Annotated in this window: 20 protein-coding genes; 15 read left to right on the top strand and 5 right to left on the bottom strand. The window is 50.0% G+C overall.

Annotation, left to right across the window (positions count from 1 at the left end; genetic code table 11):
* Positions 1-3: 3 nt before the first annotated feature.
* From ACYQ2L_RS05515 to ACYQ2L_RS05525, 3 genes are read right to left on the bottom strand one after another with little or no spacing between them, the layout of a single operon-like run.
* Positions 4-3,666 (bottom strand): CotH kinase family protein, encoded by a 3,663-nt coding sequence (locus tag ACYQ2L_RS05515; RefSeq protein ID WP_460052232.1) that lies wholly within the window; start codon positions 3,664-3,666, stop codon positions 4-6.
* Entirely contained in the window at positions 3,663-4,385 is a 723-nt protein-coding gene (locus tag ACYQ2L_RS05520; RefSeq protein WP_460052236.1) for a polyphosphate polymerase domain-containing protein, read from the bottom strand. Before ACYQ2L_RS05520 ends, ACYQ2L_RS05515 begins: the two co-directional genes overlap by 4 nt.
* A complete protein-coding gene (locus ACYQ2L_RS05525; RefSeq protein ID WP_460052238.1) occupies positions 4,385-5,062 on the bottom strand; it encodes a DUF4956 domain-containing protein in 678 nt (225 codons plus the stop codon). Before ACYQ2L_RS05525 ends, ACYQ2L_RS05520 begins: the two co-directional genes overlap by 1 nt.
* Positions 5,063-5,208: 146 nt before the next feature.
* Here ACYQ2L_RS05525 and ACYQ2L_RS05530 point away from each other — a divergent pair, with 146 nt between their 5' ends.
* From ACYQ2L_RS05530 to ACYQ2L_RS05540, 3 genes are read left to right on the top strand one after another with little or no spacing between them, the layout of a single operon-like run.
* Complete coding sequence (locus tag ACYQ2L_RS05530; RefSeq protein WP_460052241.1) at positions 5,209-5,688, top strand: divergent PAP2 family protein; 480 nt, start codon at positions 5,209-5,211, stop codon at positions 5,686-5,688.
* A 10-nt stretch (positions 5,689-5,698) separates the two neighbouring features.
* Positions 5,699-7,333, top strand: coding sequence for a hypothetical protein (locus ACYQ2L_RS05535; protein ID WP_460052246.1), 1,635 nt, complete (start codon positions 5,699-5,701; stop codon positions 7,331-7,333).
* 50 nt (positions 7,334-7,383) lie between these two features.
* Positions 7,384-9,369 carry an alpha-amylase/4-alpha-glucanotransferase domain-containing protein gene (locus ACYQ2L_RS05540; RefSeq protein ID WP_460052250.1) on the top strand — a complete coding sequence of 662 codons (1,986 nt, stop codon included), beginning with the start codon at positions 7,384-7,386 and terminating at the stop codon, positions 9,367-9,369.
* A gap of 34 nt (positions 9,370-9,403) precedes the next feature.
* Here ACYQ2L_RS05540 and ACYQ2L_RS05545 read toward each other — a convergent pair whose 3' ends face one another.
* On the bottom strand, positions 9,404-10,762 hold the full coding sequence (locus ACYQ2L_RS05545; protein ID WP_460052253.1) for a tetratricopeptide repeat protein: 1,359 nt from the start codon (positions 10,760-10,762) through the stop codon (positions 9,404-9,406).
* An 80-nt stretch (positions 10,763-10,842) separates the two neighbouring features.
* Between ACYQ2L_RS05545 and prfB the strand changes: the two genes are divergently transcribed.
* The 12 genes from prfB (at position 10,843) to ACYQ2L_RS05605 (ending at position 25,108) form a co-directional block, all read left to right on the top strand.
* Positions 10,843-11,932 (top strand): peptide chain release factor 2 gene (gene prfB / locus ACYQ2L_RS05550; RefSeq protein ID WP_460052256.1). Its coding sequence is split into 2 segments (ribosomal slippage): positions 10,843-10,911 and positions 10,913-11,932, totalling 1,089 coding nucleotides; the frame shifts between segments, so codons are not numbered across the junction.
* A 23-nt stretch (positions 11,933-11,955) separates the two neighbouring features.
* Positions 11,956-12,333, top strand: a complete 378-nt coding sequence (locus ACYQ2L_RS05555) for a response regulator (RefSeq protein WP_460052261.1) — start codon at positions 11,956-11,958, stop codon at positions 12,331-12,333.
* Positions 12,333-13,826, top strand: coding sequence for a hypothetical protein (locus ACYQ2L_RS05560; protein WP_460052264.1), 1,494 nt, complete (start codon positions 12,333-12,335; stop codon positions 13,824-13,826). The genes ACYQ2L_RS05555 and ACYQ2L_RS05560 overlap by 1 nt, the downstream gene beginning before the upstream one ends.
* Before the next feature lie 27 nt (positions 13,827-13,853).
* The gene (gene ftsY / locus ACYQ2L_RS05565; protein WP_460052266.1) at positions 13,854-14,738 is read left to right on the top strand and encodes a signal recognition particle-docking protein FtsY; all 885 of its coding nucleotides are present in this window, start codon (positions 13,854-13,856) and stop codon (positions 14,736-14,738) included.
* Entirely contained in the window at positions 14,731-15,957 is a 1,227-nt protein-coding gene (locus ACYQ2L_RS05570; RefSeq protein ID WP_460052268.1) for a hypothetical protein, read from the top strand. The genes ftsY and ACYQ2L_RS05570 overlap by 8 nt, the downstream gene beginning before the upstream one ends.
* Positions 15,920-17,179, top strand: a complete 1,260-nt coding sequence (locus tag ACYQ2L_RS05575; RefSeq protein ID WP_460052270.1) for an ABC transporter permease — start codon at positions 15,920-15,922, stop codon at positions 17,177-17,179. The genes ACYQ2L_RS05570 and ACYQ2L_RS05575 overlap by 38 nt, the downstream gene beginning before the upstream one ends.
* Positions 17,172-17,861, top strand: coding sequence for an ABC transporter ATP-binding protein (locus ACYQ2L_RS05580; RefSeq protein WP_460052273.1), 690 nt, complete (start codon positions 17,172-17,174; stop codon positions 17,859-17,861). The genes ACYQ2L_RS05575 and ACYQ2L_RS05580 overlap by 8 nt, the downstream gene beginning before the upstream one ends.
* Positions 17,858-19,180: an ABC transporter permease gene (locus tag ACYQ2L_RS05585; protein ID WP_460052276.1), complete on the top strand. Its 1,323-nt coding sequence runs from the start codon at positions 17,858-17,860 to the stop codon at positions 19,178-19,180. Before ACYQ2L_RS05580 ends, ACYQ2L_RS05585 begins: the two co-directional genes overlap by 4 nt.
* 18 nt (positions 19,181-19,198) lie before the next feature.
* On the top strand, positions 19,199-20,584 hold the full coding sequence (locus tag ACYQ2L_RS05590; RefSeq protein ID WP_460052280.1) for a hypothetical protein: 1,386 nt from the start codon (positions 19,199-19,201) through the stop codon (positions 20,582-20,584).
* Positions 20,577-23,105: an ATP-dependent Clp protease ATP-binding subunit gene (locus tag ACYQ2L_RS05595; protein WP_460052284.1), complete on the top strand. Its 2,529-nt coding sequence runs from the start codon at positions 20,577-20,579 to the stop codon at positions 23,103-23,105. The genes ACYQ2L_RS05590 and ACYQ2L_RS05595 overlap by 8 nt, the downstream gene beginning before the upstream one ends.
* Before the next feature lie 17 nt (positions 23,106-23,122).
* Entirely contained in the window at positions 23,123-24,601 is a 1,479-nt protein-coding gene (locus ACYQ2L_RS05600) for an NAD(P)/FAD-dependent oxidoreductase (RefSeq protein WP_460052287.1), read from the top strand.
* Between the two features lie 84 nt (positions 24,602-24,685).
* The gene (locus tag ACYQ2L_RS05605) at positions 24,686-25,108 is read left to right on the top strand and encodes a response regulator (RefSeq protein WP_460052291.1); all 423 of its coding nucleotides are present in this window, start codon (positions 24,686-24,688) and stop codon (positions 25,106-25,108) included.
* On the opposite strand, the gene ACYQ2L_RS05610 is transcribed toward ACYQ2L_RS05605, so the two are convergent.
* Positions 25,077-26,786 carry an ABC1 kinase family protein gene (locus tag ACYQ2L_RS05610; protein WP_460052294.1) on the bottom strand — a complete coding sequence of 570 codons (1,710 nt, stop codon included), beginning with the start codon at positions 26,784-26,786 and terminating at the stop codon, positions 25,077-25,079. The two genes, ACYQ2L_RS05605 and ACYQ2L_RS05610, sit on opposite strands and share 32 nt — an antisense overlap.
* Positions 26,787-26,866 lie beyond the last annotated feature (80 nt).

A 26,866-nucleotide genomic window follows, 5' to 3' on the forward strand; every position in this document is an offset into this window, starting at 1 on the left:
CTGTCAATTGAGGACGGTAGTCTCCTGCCGAAAAACCGGGCTCAGTCGAATGTCCCGGCTGACCTGAAGTGTTATCCGGGGCTCATTTCTTTGATTGCTGTCCAGGCGGCCTCTCCAGCTTGAGAATTCGTAATTATCATCCGGGACGGCTGTGATCTCCAGCGGAATGCCTGCAAAATAGCTGCCGCTCCAGATATGGTCTTTACTGTTCTCGGGAAATCCAGGCAGACTGGGTTCAAGATCTATGCTGTGTACCCGGATATGCCCTCCATAGACAGGGATCTCAATCTCCAGGGTATACATGCTTGAAGGATTACCGAAGCGACTGCGGAAGTAGTCAAGGATATGGCTTCGCTGAATATCCGGCCGATCACGTACAAAGTCAAGATTTGCAGCTACATGATTTTGCCAGGCATTGTGGCTGGCAGGGTAACCCCAGCGCTGAATGTGGCGATTCATTTCCTCATCGATCAAGGAAGCGGCATGCTGAATGGCTTCCGACATCTGTTCCGGCAGAAAAACAGTGTTCAGCAAATCAGCAAAACGATTGAGAAAACGGAAACGAAAACTATCGTTCTGCAGGAGTCCGGTCATAAGTGCGGTATAGTCCGGGTGACGCACGGTCATCACAGCTGCTGGTTTTCGAGCTGCTTCATCACCGAGGAGCTCGCTGTCCACTTCCTCAGAACCGTATTGCTGACGGTAGTACTCGTCTACATAGTCCTGCTGATGACGGTCATTAGCGTAATAGGTCATCATGTCATTTCTGACGAACATCAGGGCATTATCATAGTCCCAGCTGTGCCATCGCCAGCGTGTATCCAGTCCGGCTCTATCTGCTGCTTCTGTCTGCTCCCGCAGACGCCACATGGCTACATGCTTCGTCACTCCATCAGGGTCGCCGGAAAAGATCCGGCTGATGTTATAATCAATAAAACTGTCTATGTGTATCCGGCTGAGTATATGTTCATAATTTCTGGTCTGTGTCATATCACGGCGTACAACAAAGTCCAGAATTTCCCGGTAGTCCAGGTGGTCACCGGGCATACCTGCCTGCAGCTGACTTTCGTAGCCCATGGGACCTTCAAGAATAATAACATTTTCTGGATCAACATTATAACGGGCTGCGATATAATACTGATCAAAGCGTTCTCTCAGATTCTTGATCCCCCAGTACTCGCCATTGATGAAATGAATTACCGGCCGATAGTCCAGTAAATCCACTGCCAGGTGCGGTCTCAGATGAGCCTGTATGACTGCATCCTGTAGATGGCTTCTGAACATACTCTGTCCGCTGCGCAGCATAAGCCGTTTATAATCGCTGACCAGCTGATGTTCCTGATTAACTGCAGTGTCGCTGAAAAAAGGGTAATCAAAAAATCTGTCTATGTCATAGTCTTTGCGGGCATAGAGACGCAGGGATTTCATTGGGTGTGAGCGTGACCAGCCTCCATGTATGCGCATGCCGGCGTCACTCTCAACAGCCGGAAAGCCGTCCGGTTCAAAAAAAGCAAGATGTATAGGGGCTTCGATCCTTTGATGATAGTTCGCAGGGTGGCGCATCCAGTTCTCCTGGAAGGATATATTATCATCGTAAATTTTTCCTGGTACATACATCCCATCTTCATAATCGAAAAGATCACGCGGATCAGCAGCAATTGTCATAATGCCGAGTGGATAGTCATCCGCGGTGCCGGGAATGAACACGGCACTATAGACTGAACCGGCAGCTTCGCCATCCCATGCCAGGGCACGGACAACGGTGGCTCTCGGGAGATTGTCCGGAGGTTTGATCCAGAACCAGAAATCGGCTCTTGGCACCCCTGTCTGAATATCAGAAACGGCAGCTGGCAGGCCGGGTTTGTTGAAGCCGGGATCGGGAGAGATCTGCAGGGCCTCATTATAGCTGTAGGTAATGCTGCTGCGGGTTTCAAGCCGTCCGGTTTCATAATTCATAATGCGGTAGCTGCGTTGCGGGTTCACAGGATCCGGCTCAGATCCGTCGAGCGTGAAGAATATATCCACTCCGGGTCCGCTGGATAGCTTCAGCAAAAAATCATCGTCAAAAAAAGCTGATTCATGTGAGAAATGTACCGGATGATAGGCTTTCCCCAGTGAATTATCCGTTCCTGGACTGGATTCCCTGAATATGATCCAGCTGTGCTCCGGATCATCCGGATCATTTTGATCTTCCGGAATGTCAGAATTACGTCCGTAGCTGGTATTTCTGGGTATCTCCGGTACCTGTACGAAGTCAAGCAACTCCCGCCGGTCATCAGCATACAGGGATAATTCAGATCCTCTGGGTGATAGTCTGAAATCTGCGTGGATAACACCAGGGACAGTAGCCTCTGAAGTCTCACGGCCGCTGGCAGCTATCAGGAGATACGCACCGGGAAGTATCTCGGTACCCTCAGGAAATCTCCAGGGGAAAGACTGATCCTGTGAGGAGGATAAAAAAAAACCACCAACATATACCGCTTCTGTACCGGGGTTGTGGATTTCTATCCAGTCATAAAAATCTCCGTCTATTGCTACATCCCGATTAGAAGCCATCACCTCGTTGATAAGCAGCCGCCCGCTGGCGCTGCGAGGTAGTCTCTCGGGGTATCTTTCTCCAATGCGGTTCCAGTAGGGAAGCAGAAGGTCGTAGCCATATGGACCGCGGGAGGCATCGGACTGCACCGGATTATCCCGGATATCGACCGAGGCAGTCCGTCCGTTGTTTATCTCATCCTGGAGAGCGCCTCTGCGCATCAGCTCAGCCAGCACTCTCAGGTCATGCACTCCCGTATTGCGGATATTCAGTCGCATGAGTGATTCCATGCCGCTGAGCACATGTATCTGATCGCCAAGCGGCACATTGCGGAGTATGAGGGTTTCGAGTCTTGTCAGTTGCTGCAGAGGATCCAGGGAGCTTATCCCACTGTTTGAGTGCAGGTTCAGGTAACGGAGCGTTCTGAGCCGGGACAGTACGGTAATATCCTTGATACCGCTGTTCCGCAAATTCAGATATTCAAGTGAGCGCATAGCCGCGAGTGGCTCAAGGCTGCTGTTATGAAGCCTGGTTTCTCTGAGATCAAGAATCCGCAGCCCCTGTAGTTCCGATAGATAATCCAGTGTACTGATACCTGTATTCCTCAGGTGCAGTTCGCGAAGACGCTGCATGTAGCTGAAATCATTCAGGCTCCCAAGTTCCGGGTTGTGACTCAAGTCCAGACTGGTCAGCTGTGGAGGAAGATTGTCCAGGAGACTGTTGTCCTCCAGTTGAAGCTGTTCCATATTCTGAAGTGAAAGTTCCTCAAGACGACTGAGCGAGGTCAGTGGACTGAGATCATCAACCGGATTGCCCGATAAATCGAGTATTCTCAGATTGACAAGCAAATCTATCTGCTCGATGTGCTGTATGTTGCTGTTTGCAGCATCAAGGTAAGTGAGTTCACGAAGAGCTGACATAGGAATTCGCCCGTCAACTTTGCCGATAGCCCTGCGTAATGCAGTTTCCAGACCAGGGTCATGAATTCTGGCATGGTTCTCTACACGGTAGAGAAAGGAATACGCGATAGCTGTAACGGCCAGAAAAGCAGCTGCAGCAATGCAGATACGCAGTACTGGTGGTAATGCTTTTTTCTTCGGCCGGGCTTTTTTCTTTTCTTTACTGCTCATAGGTCATTCAGCTCCGTAACCAGCAAGGGGCGTACAATCTCTATACCCTGTACGTATTTGCTGTTGGATACCAGCTTGAGTCCATGCTCACGCACAATGTGCTTGAGCCAGGCAGGTTCCTGATTATTACTCGTCTTTATTTCGAGTACGATACTTTTCGGGCGGTGAGCCTTGAGTATCATAGAATCGGGAAACAGCTCGGTTGCTCTCGTGCTGCTGATGTTATGGTCAAGGGTTATCCGGATCGGTCTCCCTTCACGGCACCGGTAACCCTCACGAAGATATTGTACAAGAAGCTGCGGACGGAGACAACGGCTTCGGTACAGGCGTTCAAACTCAATGAGGACAGGGTCTGCCGGTCCAAGCCAGCTTGAATGTTTCAGAAAGTGCATATATCTCGAGTAGGGAACGAAGCTGCTGTATTTTTCCATTACAGCGCCTTTTTTGGTCTTCAGTTCGACCAGCAGCCTGGGCTCGGAATCAGCAGAATCAGTGTAACTGCGTATTCTCAGCTTGATCCTGCCGTAATTACCGTTATTGCGTTCGTGAAAAGCAGAGAAGTCAGGACTGTCATAATAAAGGCTGCGGACCAGATAGCGGCCGCCGGCAGCAAGGCTGTAGGAATCAGGAACCAGAAATGCTCTCAAGGCATTCCTGACCCGATAGGATTGTGCAAGGTCAAGATGATATTTCCGTTCAAATCTGCTGCTGATTCTCATTACATCGGCAGGGTCAGCTGTGGGCTCAGCAGTGAAACCTTGCGTACCCCCTCAACACTGTGTACATCACTGGCTATCTGCTGAATGCGGCGCTCGATTTTGACATCGAACCTGAACTCATAGGTGAGCTCCCAGCTGTCACCATCTATTTCATGACTGCGCAGCTGCACCTGTGCATCGGTATGACTTACCAGGTGATCAATTGCGCTGAAGTTATGTGGAGTACCGCCACTTATGATCAAAATATACTCATTGTGCAGCTGACGGCCGTATTTAATGTAGTGAAACAGGGTCAGCAGTAGGGTTATAAACAGGGATGCCAGAACGGTGTAGGTCCACTGCATTGTTCCGGAACCAAGACCAGCCGCAATTGACCAGAACAGGAAAACCATATCCCGCGTATCCTTGATCGGTGTGCGGAAACGAATGATTGAAAGAGATCCGACAAGACCTAATGATAAAACAAGATCTCCCTGAATAAAGAACATTACCATGGTAACAATCGGGGTAAGCAGTACCAGGGTGGACATGAAGCTGCTCTCATAGTTCATGCTTCGGTGTGTATAACGGTAGACGGTTGCCACACCAAGCCCGAGCAGGGCCGCAAGCAGCAGTGAAAAACCGAACAGCATAAGTTGATCGGCCGGAATAAGAATAACACTGATGAATCTGTGCACAGGGAACCTCTATCGACATTGTAGAGCAAGTTCCGCGATAGCTCAAGCTTTCTTGTTGTCGTGGGATGCCAGGCAGGTAAATATGAATGACTTAAACCCCGTAATATGCTTGACAAAGGATTCATGCCTGCTCCAAACTACAAGGTATGCCCGAAGCAATAACTGCTCAGATCGCTGGACTGATGCGGAACCCGGTATTCCTTTCCACTTTCTCCAGCTGGCTGACTGCTCAGATTATAAAAACATTAATAGATATCATCCGCCGGCGGACCGATTCGACGCGTGATGTTGTGGTAACCGTACTATGGAAAACCGGAGGCATGCCCTCTTCTCATTCATCAATGGTAACCTCACTTGCGCTTTCCATGGGATTCACCTATGGATTCCAGAGTCCATACTTCCTGGTAAGCTTCTTTTTCGGTTCTCTGGTCATACGTGATGCGATGGGCGTCCGTCTGGCAGCAGGCCGACAGGCCCAGGTACTCAACCGACTGGGAAATCTTCTGAAAGACCGTGATAAAATTGATTTTTCTCCTGTCAAGGAGGTGAACGGGCACACCCCGGCCGAGGTTTCTGTAGGTTGTTTTATCGGGTTCTTCATGGCAATTGCGTTCTATTTACTATAGGGGATTTTTAGTGGAAGAAAGGGGTTTCCGGGATATATCCATAGTAAAAAGACGCAGAATAAAACGCATCCTGCAGTTCCTCGGTATATTGATTACCTTGTCACTGACAATTCCGGCGCTGTATCTGCTCGCACCAGAGCCGCCCGAGAATCCTGCTGCCGGCTGGGAAGGAGCTTTTCCTTTGCTGATCCGCAGGGCCGGTATGGATGTTCCGCCGGAACAGCTTCTGCCTGCCTCTGATGACGATTTTGTGCTCAGCAGACAGAATGTCATGGTCTCTTTCACCGTGTTTGGCGGAATGGAACAGGTGTCTCTTGCAGAGCTTCCGCAACGGCTGCTGCCTGAGGATCCGAGATATGACCCCTATATGAAATCAGTTGAAAGGTTTTTCCAGTCGCCGTCACATCCAGACTGGGAGGTAGTATATTATGTCTCGGAGCTTCCCGAGCCGCAGTTCGTGCGGCATATTTCAGCTTTGCAGAGTGAATATCCTGAAGGAATTCTGTATGTCAGAAACCGCAGTCTTCCGGCATGGGTGCGTCCCTTTATTTATGTTGCAGGACTAAGCCTTCTGATTCTCAGTCTTGTCAGCTCCGGCAGGCATCGCTTCTGGGTTACATTGGCTGGCGTTCCACTGGTAGTTACGGCACATGCCGGGAATCCTGTTGTGTTCTGTAGTATTGCTGTAGCCTTCTGTATCTGGCAGCGGGGGTATATTCAGCTTGCTGAGAGATTGCGTTTCGTCCAGCACCATCCCGGCACACGATTCTCTAACCCCGGCACAAGACGGGCAATTGTGTCCGGTGTACTGCTGCTGCCTGCACTGCCTATCGGAGTCGGCTATTTCAGTGGTCAGGCCATACTTGTGGCGATTATTCTGCTCACACTGGTGCTTCAGATACTCGTAAGCATTCTCGGATTGGCATGGATTCAACTGTTGGAGCAGCGTCGGGATCATCGTATTTTTCTGCCGGTTTCAATTCGGCCGCGATACAGAATAAGGCTTGTAGAGTTTGCACCTGTGCTGCTGCTTCTCTGTGCCGGCAGCATGTTTCTGTTTATTCTCGGTGAGGGGAGAGGCAATAGTCCGGGATGGCAGGCGATGAAGATTCCTCAGCCAGTAACAGAAAGTCTCCAGGCGGAAACCGACCAAAGCCTGGAAATAGATGAACTTGTTGCAGGTATTGCCGGTCTGGCCGCACAGCAGGGACTGGTGCAGTATGGAGGAGCCGCTTTACCGGGACTTGCTGATTTTGTTGCCCACCGGGCGTATCAGACTGCATTTGCATACGGCAGGCCCTATGTATTCCCGCAGCTCGATGAATCTGTACTTCTTTCCGGCTTTCAGCGCAGCGGTTCTGGGCTTGAAATGCGTGAGGAAGTCAGATTTCAGTTTACGAACAGCTGGCTTTCCGATACAGTGCAGCAACCTTCGGGGACAATAGAGCAGCTTCTGTTGAAACAGGGGTACTCAGCGGTATTTCACAGCGAAAGGGTGGAACCGGTCTTTTTTGATGTGCCTGCGATCAGCTGGACGCTGATTCTTGCTCTTGCAGTACTGCTTTTTCACCTGCCATGGAAGGGAATTGTTTTTTTTAGCGGAATTCCACGTCTTGCAGTTGCTAAATCCAGTGCTGTCGCATAATCTGAATATGGGGGAACTTGTGAGAGGGGAAACCGATTGGTTTGGGATTGATGAAGAATAAACTAATATTTGGCACATACAATTCTCTACCGGTCGGTACTTCTGACGATGTGCTCGAGGAGCACTATCAGTCAGCATATAAACCATTCATACAGCAACTGTATACCCACAGGGAAATTCATGCCGTCGTATACTATTGCGGAATATTGCTCGACTGGCTTGCTGCCAATCATTCGGAATTTATCAATGTTCTTTCCGAAATGGTCAGTCGCCGCCAGATCGAGATAATCGGCGGCGGTTTTTACGAGCCAATTTTTACCATGATTCCAAGACAGGATCGGGTTGGTCAGATTGAGCTTATGACCACTATGATCAGAAAGCAGTTCGGCAGACGCCCGAGGGGCTGCTGGATTCCGGAGTGCGTCTGGGAACAGGGACTGACTTCGAGCCTCTGCAGCAGTGGTATGGAGTACACCTTTCTCGAGGAGTCTCAGTTCGCTCTTAGCGGCCTCCGGGGAGACAGCCTGTACAGACCAGCAATTACCGAGGACCAGGGTAAAACAGTAATCGTATTTCCCCTGCATTCGGCCGGCAAGACAGCTTTTCTGCCTGATCGTTCTCTGTTCAGCGGACTGGACAAACAGGAAAGGTTGTTTGTCCGCTTTGTACCTGGAGAAACAATCGGTCTTGAAGGCTTGAATGATGTAGTGAATGCAGTCGAGGCAGGTCAGATTCAGAGTATACTTCCCTCGCGTTATCTCCGGACCAATATCCGTCGCCAGCGAATTTATTTTCCCAGTTCGAGCTGCGAAGCCATGCAGCACTGGGCTCATGATATACAGCCGCAGCGTGAACGCCAGCAGGCCGAACAGGTGCTGCAGGAAAATGATCTCCAGAACGTATCTCTTTCCGGTGGATTCTTCAGGAACTTTCTGACGCGTTATCCAGAAGTTTCCCGGCTCTATGCCAAAATGCAGTATACCCACATCGTTGTGAATCAGATTCGTGGAGATAAGCAGAGAAAACAGGCCGCTCGTGAAGAGTTGTGGCGTGGACAACACCATTCCGCGTACTGGCATGGAAGGGGAGCAGGTGTCTACGATGCCGCCATTCGCAGCGAACTTTACCGCTCGCTGATTCAGGCAGAAAAAATGGCGCGTGAACGTGGAATTTTCAAGCCTTCAATCATCAGTCTGGATTTTGATATGGATGGCAGCGATGAGTATCTCTACCAGGGAGTCGGACTGAATGCCTATGTTCACAGCCTTGGCGGCAGCCTGTTTGAGCTTGACAGCCTGGATACCCAGCAGAATTATATTAATACCATGTCACGGCATCCTGAGGAGTATCACAAGGAAGATGCCGTTGCATACGGCTATGACGCTTACAGCAGAACAGCTTTTCTGGATCACTTTGTCGATCCTGCAGTTAATCATGAAGATTTCGAGTCAGGCAACACCGATAAATGCAGTCGCTTTCATGATAAAGCCTATGAAATGCAGGAACTTAACCGTGATCAGTTTCAGATTTCTTTTCTTATGGATGGACCGTTGTATCCGGGATCGGATCACCGAGTAGAAATCGGAAAACAGTATTCATTCACCAAAGACTCGGTACAGGTAAGTTATTCGCTTCATAACTGCGGTGACAGGTCTTTTTCTACTGTGTTTATGCCAGAGATTAATCTTTCATTTCCTGATTTGAGTACAGCCTGCCTGCGTGTGCTTGGCAGAGATTCACGGGAAAGTGAAGATATCTCCCCTGAACGGAGATTTTCCGGACGTTATACACAGGTGCAGTTCATTCATCAGCCCCTTCAACAGAATGTTATTCTTGATTTTGATGAACCTTGTGAAATATGGGGGAATCCAATGAAAACCATGTGCCGGCAGAACGGCGGAGAGATTGCTTTTTTCCAGCAGGGCTGTACGGTACTTCCCCGCTGGATCATTGAGATCCAGCCTGGTGAAAAATGGAAAACATCGGTACGGCTTCAGCTGAAAAAGAGCAAGCGATCAGGGGCTACAGATAAATAGCCCCAGTTACTGCGCTGACCAGCTCAGGTAATATTCAGCGCAGGTGATACAGTGATGAGTATATAAAAGGCATTGTTTCTGCATAATACCTGTCCCTGGCAAGAAGCAGTTCGAAAAAAGCCTCCTGGTAGTTCCCGGAAAAATACAGACTCTGACCTCTATAGAAACGTGCATAGTCCTCAAGTTCTTTTGAAATGTTACCTTTCAGATACTCTTTCAGTTTCTCCGCAGCCGCACTCCAGTTTTCCGACAAGAAATCTTCCTTGATCATCTGCTCCAGACTGGATGAGGAGTACACGGGTTCATGTTCGATTCCGAGTATATGAACTGCAGGTTCAGGAAGCGATGTCTGATATCCCCCGTTTCTGAGCAGAGTGTGCAGCTGTTCAAGCGCTTCGGGAGCTACAGGACGGGATTCTGGTATCATCTGAGGGAATCCGTCGAGGCTGAGATGCCGGGCTGCTCCACCGACAGATTGCAACCGCGGGAGCAGTCTGACCCTGGAAACTACACTTGTCTCGGGTAACCTGAAAGATGCAGTCTCGGTCTTGACTTCTGGTTCCGGTTCTGGTGCTGGTTTGGCTTCAGGTTCCGGGACTGGCTCTGGCTGTACATCCACAGGTTCTTCAGCAATGTATACCGGCTCCTGAGCCTCAATAACAATCGCTGTTTCCGTTGTATTGCTTCCGGGTATGATCTGAAGTTCATCGGAACCGACCAGATCGGCTTCAAACAATCCGTAATAATAGGCTATGCCATGAGGAGGGAAATCATAAAAAACACGCTCATCCCCGATGGAAATCAGTGTAGCAGACGCCAGCGAATCCATATCACGCAGCGGCTGAGTCGATCTGAATAAAGCCAGCCGTTTTCCCTGCTCATACGGTTCATAGCTGATTTTTATCCCTTGCTCTTCGCTTTCTTCGACCGCAATATTTTCGACAGTCCTTGAAGGTGTTTCTACCGGAATCTCGGGGACGGTTACTGTTACCGGTCTGACTGTCTGGTTCCGGAAAGGAATGAGGACAGCCAGGGGCTCACCCGAACTGCGCTCGGTAAGAACTGCGTAGTAATAGTTGCCGCTGCGTTGTGGCTTGTCGGTAAAAACCTCGCTGCCGGATGCTGTTGTTCCTGCAAGTTCCGCATATCTGAGATTGCTTTCACTTATAACCTGATGGTGTCGGTATATACGGTAATTACCGTTGTAGGCTGGGACATCCCGCCAGGTCAGCCTGACACTGTCATCACGCACAGCTACCCGAAGACTGGAAATAAACGGAAAGAAAGGTTCGTCCTGGGAGCTGCTTGTCTGCCCGGTGAGAAGGGCAGGAAGAAGACAGAAGAGGAAACCGGCTGCGACAAGGCAGCGTAATCTGAATGGTACAGCTTTCATATCCCTAACAGTATCGGTTTTTTCTGCTTCCGGGTAAAGCCTCCTTTGCATTCCTTTCCCATGTCGCTATACTGGGGAACATGATAGAAGAATTAAACACACCAATCAGCGCGTTGCGCGAAAACATCCTCGAATCATGGAGGCATCTTTGACCCGGATGCCATTGAAGCTGAAATAGCAGAGTACGAGCGCCGATCTTCGGATCCGAATCTCTGGAATGATAAGGATGCCGCTGAACAGACCATGCAGAAACTCAAAAACCTGCAGGATCAGCTGGCGCCATGGAAGAAAATTCTGCAGGAAAGCGAGGATCTTGTCGAGCTTTACGAGCTCGCCAAAGAAGAGAACGATCTGAGCCAGGAGAAGGAAATCCGTGAGATATTCGATAGTCTCAGTCAGGAATACGAGCGGCTACGGATTCTTGAGCTCCTGAACGAGCCTCATGATGCTGCTGGTGCTATTCTGACCATTCATGCCGGAGCAGGCGGAACAGAGGCCTGTGACTGGGCAAGTATGCTGTACCGGATGTATTCACGCTGGATAGAAAAACGAGGATACACTGCTGTACTGCTCGATTTGCTTGAAGCTGAGGGCGGTATTAAATCTGTAACCGTGGAGGTTACCGGGGTGTACGCCTTCGGCTACCTGAAAGCGGAGAATGGTGTACATCGGCTTGTAAGAATTTCTCCTTTTGATTCGAGCGGAAGAAGACACACCAGCTTTGCCTCGGTTTTCGTTTCTCCAATAGTGGACGATAATATCGAGATCGAAATAAAGCCCGATGGTATACGTATAGATACCTATCGTGCCAGTGGCGCAGGTGGTCAGCACGTCAACAAGACTGATTCAGCAGTCCGGATAACTCACCTGGAAACGGGAATTGTGGTCCAGTGTCAGAATGAGCGCAGTCAGCATAAAAACAAGGCCAATGCCATGAAAGTTCTCAAGTCCAGATTGTACGAAGAGCGACGGGAAGAGCTTGAGAAAGAGAAGGAAGCCAGTGCCGGTGAGAAACGGGAAATCGGCTGGGGAAGCCAGATACGCTCCTATGTATTTCAGCCTTATACCATGGTCAAGGATCACCGGACAAAGGTTGAAACCGGCAATGTCCAGGCTGTAATGGAAGGTGATCTGGATCAGTTTATTGAAGGCTACCTCAGGGGATACTGATTCCAGTAGAGAAGGAGTTTGGCATGAAGCATCCGACAGTTCTCATAGTTGATGACCTTCCGCTTTTCCGCTCCGCTGTGCGGAAGGCTGTTGAGCGTTTTGGTGCGAAGGTGCTGGATGAGGCTGAAAACGGCCGTCAGGCTCTGTACCGCTATGCGGAACTGCGTCCGGATGTGGTGTTTATGGATATCACTATGCCGAAAATGGATGGTATTACCTCACTCCGATGGCTCAAGCGCTATGACCCGGATGCCTGTGTAATTATGTGCAGCTCCATAAGGGACAGTGAAATGATTTTTCAGGCGATACGGCTTGGAGCCGTGGATTTCGTACCAAAACCCTTTACCGATGACCGCATTGCAGAAGCCCTGACCGCAGCTATGGACAGGAAGGGTAGCTGATGCAGCGCAGAAAGTATCGAGTCTTATGTGCAGTGTTATTGTTCACTCCGCTTCCGATGCTGCAGGGATTCGAGTTTCGGGGGAATTTCAGTTCATCCAGTCATGAAGCCAGAATTATGTCCCAGATCGAACTTCTGGATTATCGTGTCCCAGCAGATTCTGTCCGCGAGCTCAAGATCGGCTTCAGCGAATTCAAGGCGGACAGGACCGGGGACAGACTCTCTGCAAGTCTTCCCCTCCAGATACTCCGCGGCCTTCCCGACGATCTGCCCTCAAGAAGTCTGAGTGACCAGGAAATGAGATCGATACAGGAACGATTGCTGCGTGCGCAGCGAACCTCTGCGATCAGAGATGTGAACACGAGCAGAAACAGGCTCGATGATCTGTTGTTTTCTCTTGATTCTGCCCAGGAACGGCAACGTAAAAGGATCGACCTGCAGGCTGAACTATCCAGAAGACGTGAGCGACTTGCGCTTATCGAGACCCTGCCTTTGTCAATGGTTTCGGTGCATGACACCAAGAGGCTGCTTTTGACCACGCCCCGCGACCGCCAGCTGTATCCGCAGTACAGCACCAGCATGCCGGCTGACCTGAATATTCTTGTGAGCGGAGAAGTTTCCAGAATTGGGGACTATGTTGAAATTCTGATCACTCTACGCTTTTCAGAGCCTGATGATTTATCCATGGAAATTTTCAGGGATGTTGTTCATCAGGATGACGTGTTCAATCTTGTGCCGGAAATGCAGTATGCCTTGATCCAGTCCCTTGCACGTAGGGATATAGCCATGGTGCGGTTTACATCGGCACCATATGCATCGTCTGCAGTTTATATCGGTGAAAACCGGACAGCGGTGGATATTTCCCAGGCCTTGTTCATTGAACCGGGGTTTTTACCGGTATTACTGGTTACACCTTATGGAAGTGTACAGCGCAGTAATGTCGAACTTGTCCCTGGAATACAGGAAGTGGAACTCGATTTTCCTGTGCTGCCGGAGGGGAGCATAGCCCTGAATGTCGAACCTTACGCAGTGTCAGTGTACAGGGGAGGCGAATTCATAGGTAGAACACCAATGGAACTCCCTGTGTTTGATACCTCGCAGATTATCAGTCTGCACCGTGAGGGCTACCGGGAGAGGCTTTTTCTGCTTCCCGGGGGCTCTGATCAGGTTCAAAAAAATCTGCTCCGTGATACATTCTCTCTGAATGAGGAACTGCGGAGTTCCAGAGATGATTTCTATGATGCGCTGGGACTGTTTGCCCTCTCTGTTCCCTTGTGGGTGCTGAGTACTGCATCCATGAATCACATCGTAGCTCTAATCAATGATGCTGAAGCCGCGAATGCGCTGGATTCATCTATGTTTTTTTGGGGAAATGCAATATTTTATTCCAACATTACTTTCAGGTCTGTTTCGATTGCCCTGGGGATTAATGCTGGATTCCGTCTCGCGCGTTATATCAGATTCGCACAGGCGGAACACACCGGCAGATACTAAAGAACGGAATTACAAAAGGGGAACATAATGTTCTTTACACGAAGAAAAAACAACAACAGGGGAGTTCGCGGTATTCTGGGCAAACTCACCGGAGCAGGGATTCCGGAAGAAGCTATCGAGGAGCTTGAGGAAATGCTGCTGGCCAGTGACATCGGAGCACGAACCGTTGATGATATTGTGGAAGCTGTACGCACAGAAGTGAACCGGACAAAGAATCCGGATGAGCTTCTGAGAGTCGCCGCTTCTATCATTAAAGCACGCGTAGAATCGCGCATACCGGATATCCAGGCAGACGGACTGCATGTTTTTCTGGTGCTTGGGGTTAATGGCGTCGGCAAAACAACCAGCATCGCAAAAATGGCTCACTGGTATCGTAAACATCAGGGAATCGACAACATTGTTCTCGCCGCAGGTGATACTTTCAGGGCAGCAGCTGTCCAGCAGCTCCAGCTTCACGGGGAGCGTCTTGGTATTCGGGTGGTCGCCCAGGGAAACGGTTCTGATGCAGCTGCGGTAATCTATGATGCCCTGGCCAGCGCCCAGGCCCGTGGTGATCGTCTGCTCATAGCCGATACAGCCGGCAGAATGCATAACAAGAAGCATCTGGTAGAGGAGCTTGCAAAAATTCAGAGAATCATAAGCCGACAGAGTCCTGAAGCCCACGTACATCGCATTCTGGTGCTTGATGCAACCACCGGACAGAATGCCTTGCGGCAGGCAGAAGTCTTCCATGAGGCTGTTGGAGTCGATTATGTCATTCTTTCCAAATATGACTCTTCCGCACGGGCAGGGATTGCTGTCTCCCTCTGTCGCACACTGAACATCCCGGTTGCCTTTCTGGGAACCGGGGAATCCTACGATGATATTTCACCCCTGAATATTCCGGAATACGTGGAGGGGCTCCTTGCTTAGAGCAGCCCTTATCTCCCTGCTGTTTCTCTCTGTTTTTCCTGCATCTGCCAGAGATGTTCAGTCTGTCCGGCTGTCCTCCGCAGAACGCCAGAACTATCAGTGGTATGCAGCAAATTCAGTATGGATGCAGGGCCCCCCGATCGGTTGGGTTCAGTCGGGAGATCTTGCCAATGCAGTAGGACGTCATAAAACCGGAGCCGCTGCTGACTGGAACCGGCTGGTACCAGCAGATTTCCTCGACACAGTACGTAATCACATAAGCGAATCGTTCGCTGCAGCAGATTTTGTACAGAATGAATGGCTGTACATCAGTCACGGCATGGTTGCGGCCGAACGTACTGAGTGGAACGATGGACGGGGACGGCAGCGAGCTGAAATAATCCTGTTCACTTCCGGGCGCAGTGAAGACAGCTACCTTCGATTCTACAATAGTTCGGGAGCAATGCTGCTTGAACTTGCTTTCCAGGGAGAGCATCAGCTATATCTCGATATTTTCGAGTATAGAGGCACTCAGCTGCAGCAGGTCAGCAGGTTTGACAGCCACGGAGAGGTTGAATATCGCGACTCCTTCGTCTACCGGGATGAGGGCGCATTAAGACAGGTAGAACGCCGTTATCCGGATGGAACGAGCAGGAGTTCGCAGTACAGCTTCCATTCCGGGGTACTCAGAGATGAACTGCATCGGCTTCCTGACGGGAGTATGCTTCTGGTACGCTTTGACTCCGGAGGCAGAATAAATCAGGAGCGGATAATCAGAAACGAGACCATAGTCGAGCAAACTGTTTTTCACTATGAAAATTCTGCAATACGTCAGCCCCTGAGGTCAGAGACTGATCTGTTCGAACGCAATCGCAGGATCCTCCGTAACTATGAGGCCGGGTTGATTGTCAGTGAAATGGAGTACGCAGGCAATGATCTGCTGAAAGAATCCGGATGGGAGTACTCTGAAGAAAGAAGAATCATCAGGCGCTGGACCGAGAAGGCTGGCCAGCGCGAAGTTCGTGAGTTTGCCTACGCGGAAGACGGAAGCCTTTCAGAGGAAAGATTACTGATTGACAGCGAACTGCAGGAAATACGAAGTTATGAGGGGCAGTCCGAAATTCTGGAGATGTACCGCAGATCTGAGGCAGTTTTAAGAGTATATTTTTCTGAAGGACGCCGTATTCGCGAGGAGGTGCTGCATGCAGGAGAAATCATCCGGGTACGGGAATTTGAGTAGTGGACAGTCCAGAGCCTGGAAATGGATTATACTGTTATCCTGGCGCAGTCTGCGCTCCAGGCGCCGGGAAAAAAGTAATATAGCCGGTCTCATGTCGGTTGCCGGCATAAGTGTAGGGGTAGCTGCGCTACTGGTGGTACTTGGAGTCATGAACGGCTTTCAGTCATCTACTATCTCGAATATTCTGGAACTGAATTCCTATCATCTGAGAATAACCGCCGACGACCAGGGTAATGTGCCGGATGCAGATCTGGTAGCTGGCATTTCCGGTGTCCGCAGCGCAGTGGTTTTTACCGAAGTTCAGACATTGGTGCAGAGCGGAGTCGGACAGCCCAGGGGAGTGATGGTTCGCGGGATTCCCGGGGACTATATGCAGCGCGATCCAGGTTTTGCTTCACGTATAAGACTGCAGACCGGTGGCTGGTTTACAGATGAGAATCAGACTGTTATCGGATCTGATCTCGCCCGACAGCTGGGAGTGCGTGTCGGGGACGTTATCTATCTTGTACATTTTACCGGCAGCGGGGTCCTGCGCCCGCAGGAAGCTGAGTACAGGGTTTCTGGAATCTATCGAAGCGACTACTACGAATTTGACAGGGGCTATATCTTTGTTTCCCTTGAGCGGGCTCTGACTCAGCTTGGGGCCGACCGGGCTGTGCTGGGAATCAAGCTTCATGATCGATTCACTGACCGGGAAATCGCCCGTAAAATTCTTGCTGATTTCGAGGGGGATTTCGGGGTTCAGCGATGGCGCGATTTCGACAGGGCTATTTTCGGAGCACTGCAGCTTGAAAAATGGCTTATGACCCTGCTGCTCGGTATGGTTTTTGTGGTGGTTGGTATCAATATCTATCAGTCACTGCGGCGCAGTGTAATAGAGCAGACGATAGAGCTTGGAGTGCTGAAAGCCCTTGGAGCAAGTCCATTCAGTGTGCAGATGATTTTTGTGATTGAGGGTGCACTCATCGGTTTGAGTGGAGCTTTTTTCGGATCACTGCTGGGCTGGTTCCTGGCACGGAACCTGAATGAGATAATCCGCATGTTCAGACAACTGGTCGGAAGTATCGGGCCGATGATCTGGGGTCCTGTTCCGGTTCTGATTTTTCCTGCTGAAGCGGCAGCAATACTGCTTTTCGCGATCGGCAGTACGCTGCTTGCAGGATACGCAGCCAGCCGTAGAATTTCCGCAATCCTGCCCTCGGAGGTATTACGTAATGAATAACACACAGCACGTTCTGGCTGAAATGAAAGGTCTGTACAAACAGTATAAAACCGGTGACGAGATTCTGGATATTCTTGATGACGTCAGTCTCGATATTTATGAAGGTGAGACAGTGGCCATTACCGGTGAGAGCGGCAGTGGAAAATCAACACTTCTTAATATGCTTTCCGGACTGGACAGGCCCAGCAAGGGTAGCGTTTTTGTAGGTAATATTGAGGTTTCCTCTCTGCGCGAACAGGCCGCAGGCTACTTCCGCAGCAAGGTGCTCGGAATGGTTTTTCAGTCACATCATCTGCTCAAGGATTTTACATTGCTTGAGAATATTGCCCTTCCCGGAATGATTGCCGGGTTCGATAAGAAGGAAGTCTATGAGCGAGCGGCATACCTTCTTGATCTTGTTGGTATTGCCGGCAGATCCGGGCATTTTCCGAATGCGGTCTCTGGCGGTGAACGCCAGCGGGCTGCAGTGGCCAGAGCTCTCATTAACAAGCCCGGACTGCTACTCGCCGATGAGCCGACCGGAAATCTTGACGAGAAGCATTCCGGTGCAGTCCAGGATCTGCTTTTCGATGTGGTTAAACAGAGCGGCGCCAGCCTGGTGCTGGTCACCCATGATCGTAATTTTGCCGCCCGTGCTGAACGGAAATTTATCCTCAAGCATGGAAAACTGGAGCTTTCATGACCTGGCAGCGTAGAATTTCACTGGCATGGCGGCTTACCATCGGCAATCGTGCCGGAGAGGGAACACGTCCGAGCGGTGCTGTAATCGGAATAGCAATAGCAATAATCCCCATTATGGTTGTGGTTCATATTGCCAGCGGAATGATAACCGGAATAGCGGAACGATTTATCGAAACCGGAACATACCATATTCGCGCTCATGCACGCTCGGAGGGTATGCCGGATTACGAAGATCATCTCTCCAGTCTGGCTGCAATTGAAGGAATTCGCTACGCAGGTATTGAGCGCACAGGGTACGGGCTGATTTATACTGCAGATGCGCGCTCCGGGGTGCAGATTCGGGCTGTAGATCCGGGAATTTATGAACTTGACAAGGGATTCAGCCGCTTTGTCGAGCTGGACAGCGGTGAATTCCGGATTGCCGGGGACAATGAACTTGTTATCGGCCGCAGTATTGCTGAAACCTTATCCCTGAATACAGGTGACGAAGTCCGTGTGCTGACCCTGCGGAGTCTGCCTGGCGGTGGAGTCATACCCAGGGTAAGCACATTCATAGTCAGCGGTATCGTCTCCACGGGATATCAGGAACTCGACCGACTCTGGGCATTTATGAATTACGAACGAGGCAGTCGTATACTTCCCCCGGATGAAAGCCGGGCTGTAATCGGTATAAAGGTTGATTATCCCTTTGCCTTGCAGAATGATCTGTTTCGGGATAGCCCTGAACGTATTGCTGCCATGGAAGAAACCTGGTCCGGAGTTATTCAAAACCTCGGACGCGATTTCCGTGTCCGCAGTTGGTTTGAGGAAGAGCAGTCGAGGTATATCTCCTTCGGAACTACCAGATCTGCTCTGATCGTTGTCATGGTCCTGATTATGGCCGTCGCAACCGTAAATATTTCGAGTTCCATGGTGCTGCTTGTGCTTTCCAAGCAACATGATATTGGAGTCATGAAGGCCCTCGGTGCAAGCCCTCGGGATATTCAGTCCATATTTATGCTTGTTGGCTTGTGGGTCGGAATAATAGGCGCTGTAATCGGGAGCTGTATAGGAATCCTGATAGCATTGTTTATTAATGGTATAATGCGTTTGCTTGAGATAATTGTTGGCCTGGTTACAGCCCTGTTCAGTGGGGGTGGGGTGCAGGATGGTTCAATAATTGGCGGCGAGTTTTATCTTGAAACTATTCCGGTTGAACTGCTCCCGGGCAGTATACTGCTGATTTTTTCGGCAGCCCTTGTGCTGGCTGTTGTTTCAAGTATTGTTCCATCATGGAAAGCAGCCCGTGTGAGGCCGCTTGAGGTTTTTTATCGCCGCTGAGAAGCGCAGGAGATTGTTATGAAATGTCAGCGATGTGCGGAATATGAATCAGAAGTACGCTTGCTTCGTTCGCAGGGAAGCAGCACCGAGTTATATATATGCAGTAACTGTGCCGATGAGCTTGATATCTCGGCAGACGCCCGGGTCATTCCGCTGCGTATAGATGATATTCTTGATTCACTGCTCGAGCTCCCTCAACCCGAGCCCTGCGGTACCTGCGGTACGGAACTGGAGGCTGTGTTACGCCTGGGAAAACTTGGTTGCGCGGACTGTCTCGACAGTTTTGGTGAAGAGCTGGCTGAACGCCTGCTCAGCCGGAGCGAACGGCAGGAGCATGCCCTTACCATACAGCCGTACCACCGCGGAGGACTTCCTGATTCGCTGGAAGGGCTGCGCGATCTCTTGATTGGCAGCATGAATGATTCCGGTACTGCCACCGCAGATCAGGAAGATCCAGCTATTGAGAAAGCCACTGAAAGAGCTAGTCTTTCTGCTGCATCCACCTTTGATGTAGTGATCTCGAGCAGACTTGAAATGGCACGCTCGCTTGATGAAGGGAATGCAGCCCGGAACAGCGAAGAATCCGTTTCCTCATCTCTGGATGGCTATGCTTCAATAATCCATGAACTTCCGCTTCCTGACTTCAGGAATGAAATGAAAACAGACAGTTCTTCTGTATGGCCGCAGCCGAAGTCTGACACTCAGGAAAAGACACCTGAATTTCAGCTGCAGAGGGATAATGCAGGATTTTTTCTGTACGGAGATGAAGATCTCTGCTGCATAATCGATGGATTCGGATACTGTATTTCAGATCTGACTGAATATGCGGAGACACTGGCTGGCACAATTGACTCACGCTTCCCGGTCAGGGCAAGAATCGATTATGGGTATATTACCCGTTCTGTCAGACTGCTAGGCAGCGGCATCGGGCTTTCCGTGCAGCTGCATCTCTGGGCCCTGGATACCCTGGGAATTCTCCATGCAAGCCTGAATGATTGCGACAGGAGTCATTTAGAGTGGGAGCATCTTCCCGGATCACGTGTTATACTGAGGATCAGAAGCGGTTTCGGGAAAAAAACAGGTGAAATGACGGAAATCCTTGAAGCTGCGGTGCTTGCATTGGTACATTATGAGAGAGTCGCAAGAAGTGATGTACTACAGCACCGTCACAAGGAATGGAAATCAATGCTCGATGAACGGATATCGGACATCAATAAAAGCGATACCGAAATGCATGAGCTGGTCAGCGATCTTCTGCCGGCAGCGCATGCAGGTTTCTGGAACGGAATGGACTGCCGGGAACTGGTGCAGGCATGGGCCAGAGCCGATATTGAAGGCTGGGACGCAGTTCGCTGCGTAATTGCCGCAGCAACTGCGAACAGCAAAGAGGAATACGATGTTTAAAGGATTAACACAGAGGGCACAGAAAGTACTGACTATTCTGGCACAGGATGAGGCAAAACGCTTTCATGCTGACCAACTATTGCCCGAGCACATAATTATTGCACTGCTCAAGGAAGGCGGAGGACTTGGCTATAAGGCTCTGCAGAAAGCCATGATTGATCCGGCCAATATGCTCATGGATATTGAAAAGGCAGTCCCGCGCAAGCGCGGTGGCTTCATTCTCGGTGATATACCTCCATCACCACGTGGAAAGCGGGTTCTTGAGGACTCGGCAGAAGAAGCAAAGCGGATGGGCCATGAATACATCGGTACTGAGCACCTGCTTCTGGCATGTGCTCGTGATCCCGAGGGACAGACCCGCCGTTATCTGCTGCAGCACGATGTCGGTGAAGATCTTCTTCGTGAGATAATCGGAGAGCTTTCAAACCTCGGCGGTCTGGCTGCCCAGAGCTCATTCCAGCCCTCATCAACGCTCGGCAAGCGAAAGCCGTCGATACCCAGCGGGCCGCCAGCAAAAAAAGCAACTCCAACCCTGGATGAATTTTCCCGGGATCTCACACGATATGCAAGGGAAGGCAAACTCGATCCCGTAGTCGGGCGAGAAAAAGAAATCCGGCGCGTAATCCAGATTCTTGCACGCCGTACCAAGAATAATCCGGTACTGATTGGTGAGCCCGGAGTCGGAAAAACCGCGATAGTCGAAGGCCTGGCCCAGAGTATTGTTGACGGCACTGCTCCGGAGGTTCTTGTAGACAAGCGAGTCATGACGCTTGACCTTGCCAGCCTCATTGCCGGTACCAAGTACCGGGGTGAATTCGAGGAACGCCTGAAGCGCGTCATGAAGGAGATAACTACCTCCGGAAATATTATTCTGTTCATCGATGAGCTGCATACAATAATCGGGGCCGGTGGAGCAGAGGGAGCAATTGATGCATCCAACATGCTCAAGCCCGCCCTGAGCCGCGGCGAAATTCAGGCCATAGGTGCTACCACTCTGAATGAATACCGTAAATATATCGAAAAGGATGCTGCCCTGGAGCGCCGTTTCCAGATGATTTACGTCGAAGAACCGACAGTCGATGACACAATACATATTCTCAAGGGAATACAATCCCGTTATGAGGATCATCATAATGTAACCTACACTCCTGGTGCGATCGAGGTGGCCGCTGTTATGAGTCATCGCTATGTCGCAGATCGTTTCCTTCCGGATAAGGCTATTGATCTTATCGATGAAGCCGGGGCACGTAAACGTATTCATTCCAGTGTCAGGCCTACCGAGCTTGCTGATCTTGAAAAAGAAATTGAACGACTGAATCAGGAAAAGCTAAGCCTGGTAAATTCCCAGAACTACGAGCGGGCGGCCGCTGTCAGGGATGAAGTGCGAAGCCTCCGTGAGCGTGTCGAACAGGTAAGAACGGAATGGAAGACAGCTCTCAAGACCGAGCGGAATGTGGTGGACAGCGATGATGTTCAATATGTCATTTCAGATATAACCGGAATACCACTGAACCGCATTGCACAGAGCGAAGGCGAAAAGCTTCTCCAGATCGAGAATCAGCTGCACAAGACCGTTATAGGCCAGCATGAGGCTATAATGGCTATTTCCTCGGCTATACGACGATCCAGAATCGGACTGAGTTCTCCGAATAGGCCTCTCGGTTCCTTTATTTTTCTGGGGCCGACCGGAGTCGGTAAGACCTTGCTGGCTAAAACCCTCGCAGAATTTATGTTCGGAAATGCGGATGCCCTGATTCGACTGGATATGTCGGATTTTATGGAAAAACATAATGTAAGCCGGCTGGTTGGTGCTCCTCCTGGCTACGTAGGTTATGAAGAAGGCGGTCTGCTGACAGAGAAGATACGCCGTAAACCCTACAGTGTAGTGCTGCTCGATGAGATCGAGAAAGCGCATCCTGATGTTTTTAATATTCTTTTGCAGGTTCTTGAGGAAGGAGAACTCCAGGATAACCTCGGACATACTGTTTCTTTCAGAAATACTATTCTGATTATGACAAGTAATGCCGGGGCCAGGGAGATTACCCGTGAATCCGCAGTCGGATTCCAGACCAGTGGAAAAATGCTGGATTACCAGGAAATCAAGTCCTCCGCGCTGAATGAACTTCGTCGCGTATTCCGGCCTGAGTTTATCAACCGGGCGGATGAAATCGTAGTTTTCAGCAGTCTTACCGAAGCAGAGCTGCAGCGTATTCTGGATATTCTTCTTGCTGAGGTTCAGCTGCGTCTTGGGGAGAAGGAAATCAGTCTGGAGGTTTCAGAATCGGCCAGGAATTATCTCATTCAACACGGCTATGATCCCAAGTATGGAGCCAGACCCTTGCGCCGCCTTATCCAGAAGGAAATCGAGGATCCACTTGCAATAGAAATCCTCCGGGGAAGATTCGGAGCTGGAAGCAAAATCCAGATGCAGATGCGCAAGGATAAGATATCGTTCAGGGAACGAGGAAATCCTGCAGGCAAAGATAAAAAAACCGAGGAAGCAACCGAGGTGCATATATAGTACATCCCGGAGGGTGAATGCAGAAATATGATGTAGCGATCATAGGTGCCGGGGTAGTAGGCTGTGCCATAGCCAGGGAACTCAGCATGTATTCCCTGAATATCCTTCTCCTGGAAAAAGGGAATGATGTCAGTCTGGGTGCAAGCAAAGCGAACTCCGGAATAGTACATGGCGGATATGATGCTCGCCACGGGACACTCAAGTCACGTCTCAGTTATGCTGGAAACCGCAGATACAGTCAGTGGGAATCCGAGCTCTCATTCGGTTTTGAAAAACGAGGCTCTCTGGTTCTTGCTTTCGACAGGTCCCAGCATAAGCGCCTGCTTGAACTGAAGCTGAACGGGGAGAAAAACGGCGTTCCTGATCTGGAACTGCTGAAAGCAGATCAGGTGAAAACCATAGAACCGGGAGTGAACCCGGCGGTCTATTCTGCGCTTCATGCCCCGCATGTCGGAATATGTTCTCCTTATGAACTGACTGTTGCATTGGCCGAGAACGCTGTGGCGAACGGCGTAGATCTGCGTTTGTTCAGTGATGTTGTCGGTATCAGCAAACTGCAGGATCATTTCCGGATTCGTACAAGTGAAGGAAGAAGCTATGCAGCAAACCGGGTCATAAATACCGCTGGACTCGGAGCTGGCAGCATAGCTGCTATGGTCGGCATTCAAGACATACATATCCGTCCTCGTAAGGGGCAGTATCTTCTGTTCCGTAAAGGAACCGGTGATGCGGTCAAACATGTCTTGTTTCAGGTTCCGGGTCCGGCCGGAAAGGGTATTCTGGTAACGAGCACCTACCATGGTAACTTGATGATTGGACCGAATGCCCAGGAAGTTGATGATTCAGGGGATACTTCTACTGATCTGGAGAATCTCCGGTACATATATGAACAGGCACGGATCAGCTGGCCGGAAATTCAGCTTCGGGACTGCATACGGAGTTTCTCCGGATTGCGTGCCGGATCTGCTGATCATGATTTTATTATTCGGCATGAAGACTTGCTGCCGGGTTTCTTTCAGGTTGCCGGCATTGACAGTCCTGGTCTTACTGCCGCCCCGGCCATTGCGGACATGGTTATCCGCCTGCTTGCCGACAGCGGTCTTGAGCTATTGCCTGATCCCGAGGCAAACCGCTATCGGAAACCCCTTATCCGCCGGGTTCTCTGGCAGGATATGCTGCCAATGAAAGAAGCCAACAGACTGACACAGCTTGAATACGGTGATCCTGACAGGATTGTCTGCCGTTGCGAGCAGGTCAGAGAAGCGGAAATACGTGAATCCTTACAGAGGGGAATACGCATTCACAGTACAGATGCAGTCAAACGGCGGACGCGTGCTGGAATGGGAATGTGTCAGGGAAATTTCTGTGCTTCAAGGGTGACCGAGCTCATTGCACAGGAATACGGCATTGATCCACTTACGGTTAGCCAGCGGGGATATGCTTCTGCACCTGACCCAGCCAGGATATCGGCTCCAGAGATCAAGAAGTCTATATAAGCACATCATCATCCCTTGCTATCTCCTGCCGGTTCAGGTTACAATTAAGGCAGGAGAAGGTTTGATGGTCTCAATGGAGTTTCTGTGTCATCCGTAGCAGATGGTACCGTGCGCCCTTTGCGTGCGATGGTTGTCGAGGACGAAGCTATAATACGAACATTCATCACATTTGCGCTCCGCGGATTGGGCTGTAATATTATTGCAGAGGCATCCTATGGTGAGCACGCCATAGAAACGGCCCGCAATGAATCGATCGATATTATTTTTATGGATATTCGTCTCAAGGGAAACCTGAATGGTATTGAGACTGCACGCAAAATCAGTGAACTGAATAACGCAGCAATTGTATTTATGTCAGCTTATGAGCGTACCCGGATGGGTGTCACCGATGATTTTCCCAATATGGCAGGCTACCTTGTCAAGCCGGTTCACACCGCTGATATAGAGGATATCTATACCCGAGTGAGCAGGAAAATCAACGCTTGTACAGACGATGCAGGTGTCTGATAATCAATCCTCCCAGATAAAGAATACTTACCAGGCCTGAAATCAGGTAGCCGATCAAGCCAAACAGTGGAACCCCATTCCAGAGGGGAGGAATGTTGGCATGAATAACCACAGATGAACTGATTATGACCGATGCCAGCAGAAGCCCGAAAATCAGCCTGTAGCTGATTATGTCCAGACTCGTGCGCAATGGTTCAAGATTTTCTACAAAGAAATGCATGCGGAGTTTTCCGTGTTTGACGGTCTCAATTAATTCACGGGTGTCTCTGGGTAAGGACTGCATCAACTGTATGAAATCGCGGCCTGAAGCCATGGTTTCCCGTTTTATTCTCGAGAACTGATGCCTGGTACTTAGCTGCTCTGCAGCAAAAGGTTTGAATATAGTCATTGGATTGACCCTTGGGGCCAGACCCCGGATTAGTCCATCGAGGTGGAGAATCGTTTTACTGAAGAGTAGCAGACTGCTCGGCACCTGAATACCCCTTGAAACAGCCAGTTGTATCAAATCATTCAGTAGTGCTTCTGTGTGCAGTTGTTCGAGTTCTATGTCCACATAACGCTCTACAATATCGAACACTTCTTCGTCTATATCTTCCCTGTGTATTCTTTCATGACTGGCAGTGAGTCTTAGCAGTGCTTCGGAGACTTGTGCAGAATCCTTATTTATAATTCCGATCAGCAGCCATGTAAGGTATCTGACATCCCTTGGGCGCAGTCTGCCTACAATACCGAAATCAAGGAAGGCAATAGAATCGTCTTCAAGCAGCAGAATATTCCCTGGATGAGGATCGGCATGAAAAACACCATGAACAAAAATCTGCTGCATAAGGAGATTACTGATATTTCTGGCTACTCTTTCACCTCTATCAGCCGGCATCTGGCCGTTCAGGCAGGCACTCAGCTTCTGTCCGTGTATATATTCCATGCAGATGACGCGCTCGGTACAGTAATCATGGAAGATCATTGGTATGTGTATCCCTGCTTGATCTGCAAATCTTCCTCTGAATTCCAGAATACTTGCTGTTTCCTTGCGAAAATCGAGTTCCTCAGTCAGGTTGCTGCGGAATTCACGGATTAATTCGAGCGGCTGGAACATTCTGCTCTGCGGAATGTAATGCTCGACCAGGTAGGCGATGGCGGTCAGAATATCCAGGTCTACAGCTATGGTCCCGGCAATATCCGGACGCTGTATTTTCAGAGCGACCTCGAGTCCGCTGGGAAGTTGTGCCCGGTGTACCTGGGCAATTGAGGCTGAAGCTGCCGGAATTTTGTCGAACACCGGAAACACATCTGCAGAAGGCCGGCCGAATTCCTCCTCGATTATTGATGCAATTGCTTCAGGTTTTTCTGGCTGAACGTTGTCCTGCAAGTTGCTGAGCTCATGCAGCAATAATGGAGGTAGTATGTCCGGTCTGTTGCTGAGAAGCTGACCGAGCTTGATAAATGTTGGTCCCAGACGCTCCAGAGCCATACGGATAAGCTTTTCCCTGGGAATGTCCGGTGGTGGTGACAAAGGACCTTTTCGCAGATGTCTGCGGATAAAACGGAAACGCCGATCCAGTCTCAGTACAGTAAAATAGTCCGTCAGTCCATACTCGATCAGTACCAGGATTATCTCCTGGAAGCGTTTGCTGTGTTGAAGTGTCTGTTTAAGAATGCCGGTATGTGTTCGAGCCATACCTCAAGTATACATGTTTTTGCTTGAATATTAAAACAATCTCAGGCAGGAACACATGTACTTGCATGTGGTGTTATATA

Source organism: Spirochaeta dissipatitropha, from assembly GCF_054657935.1.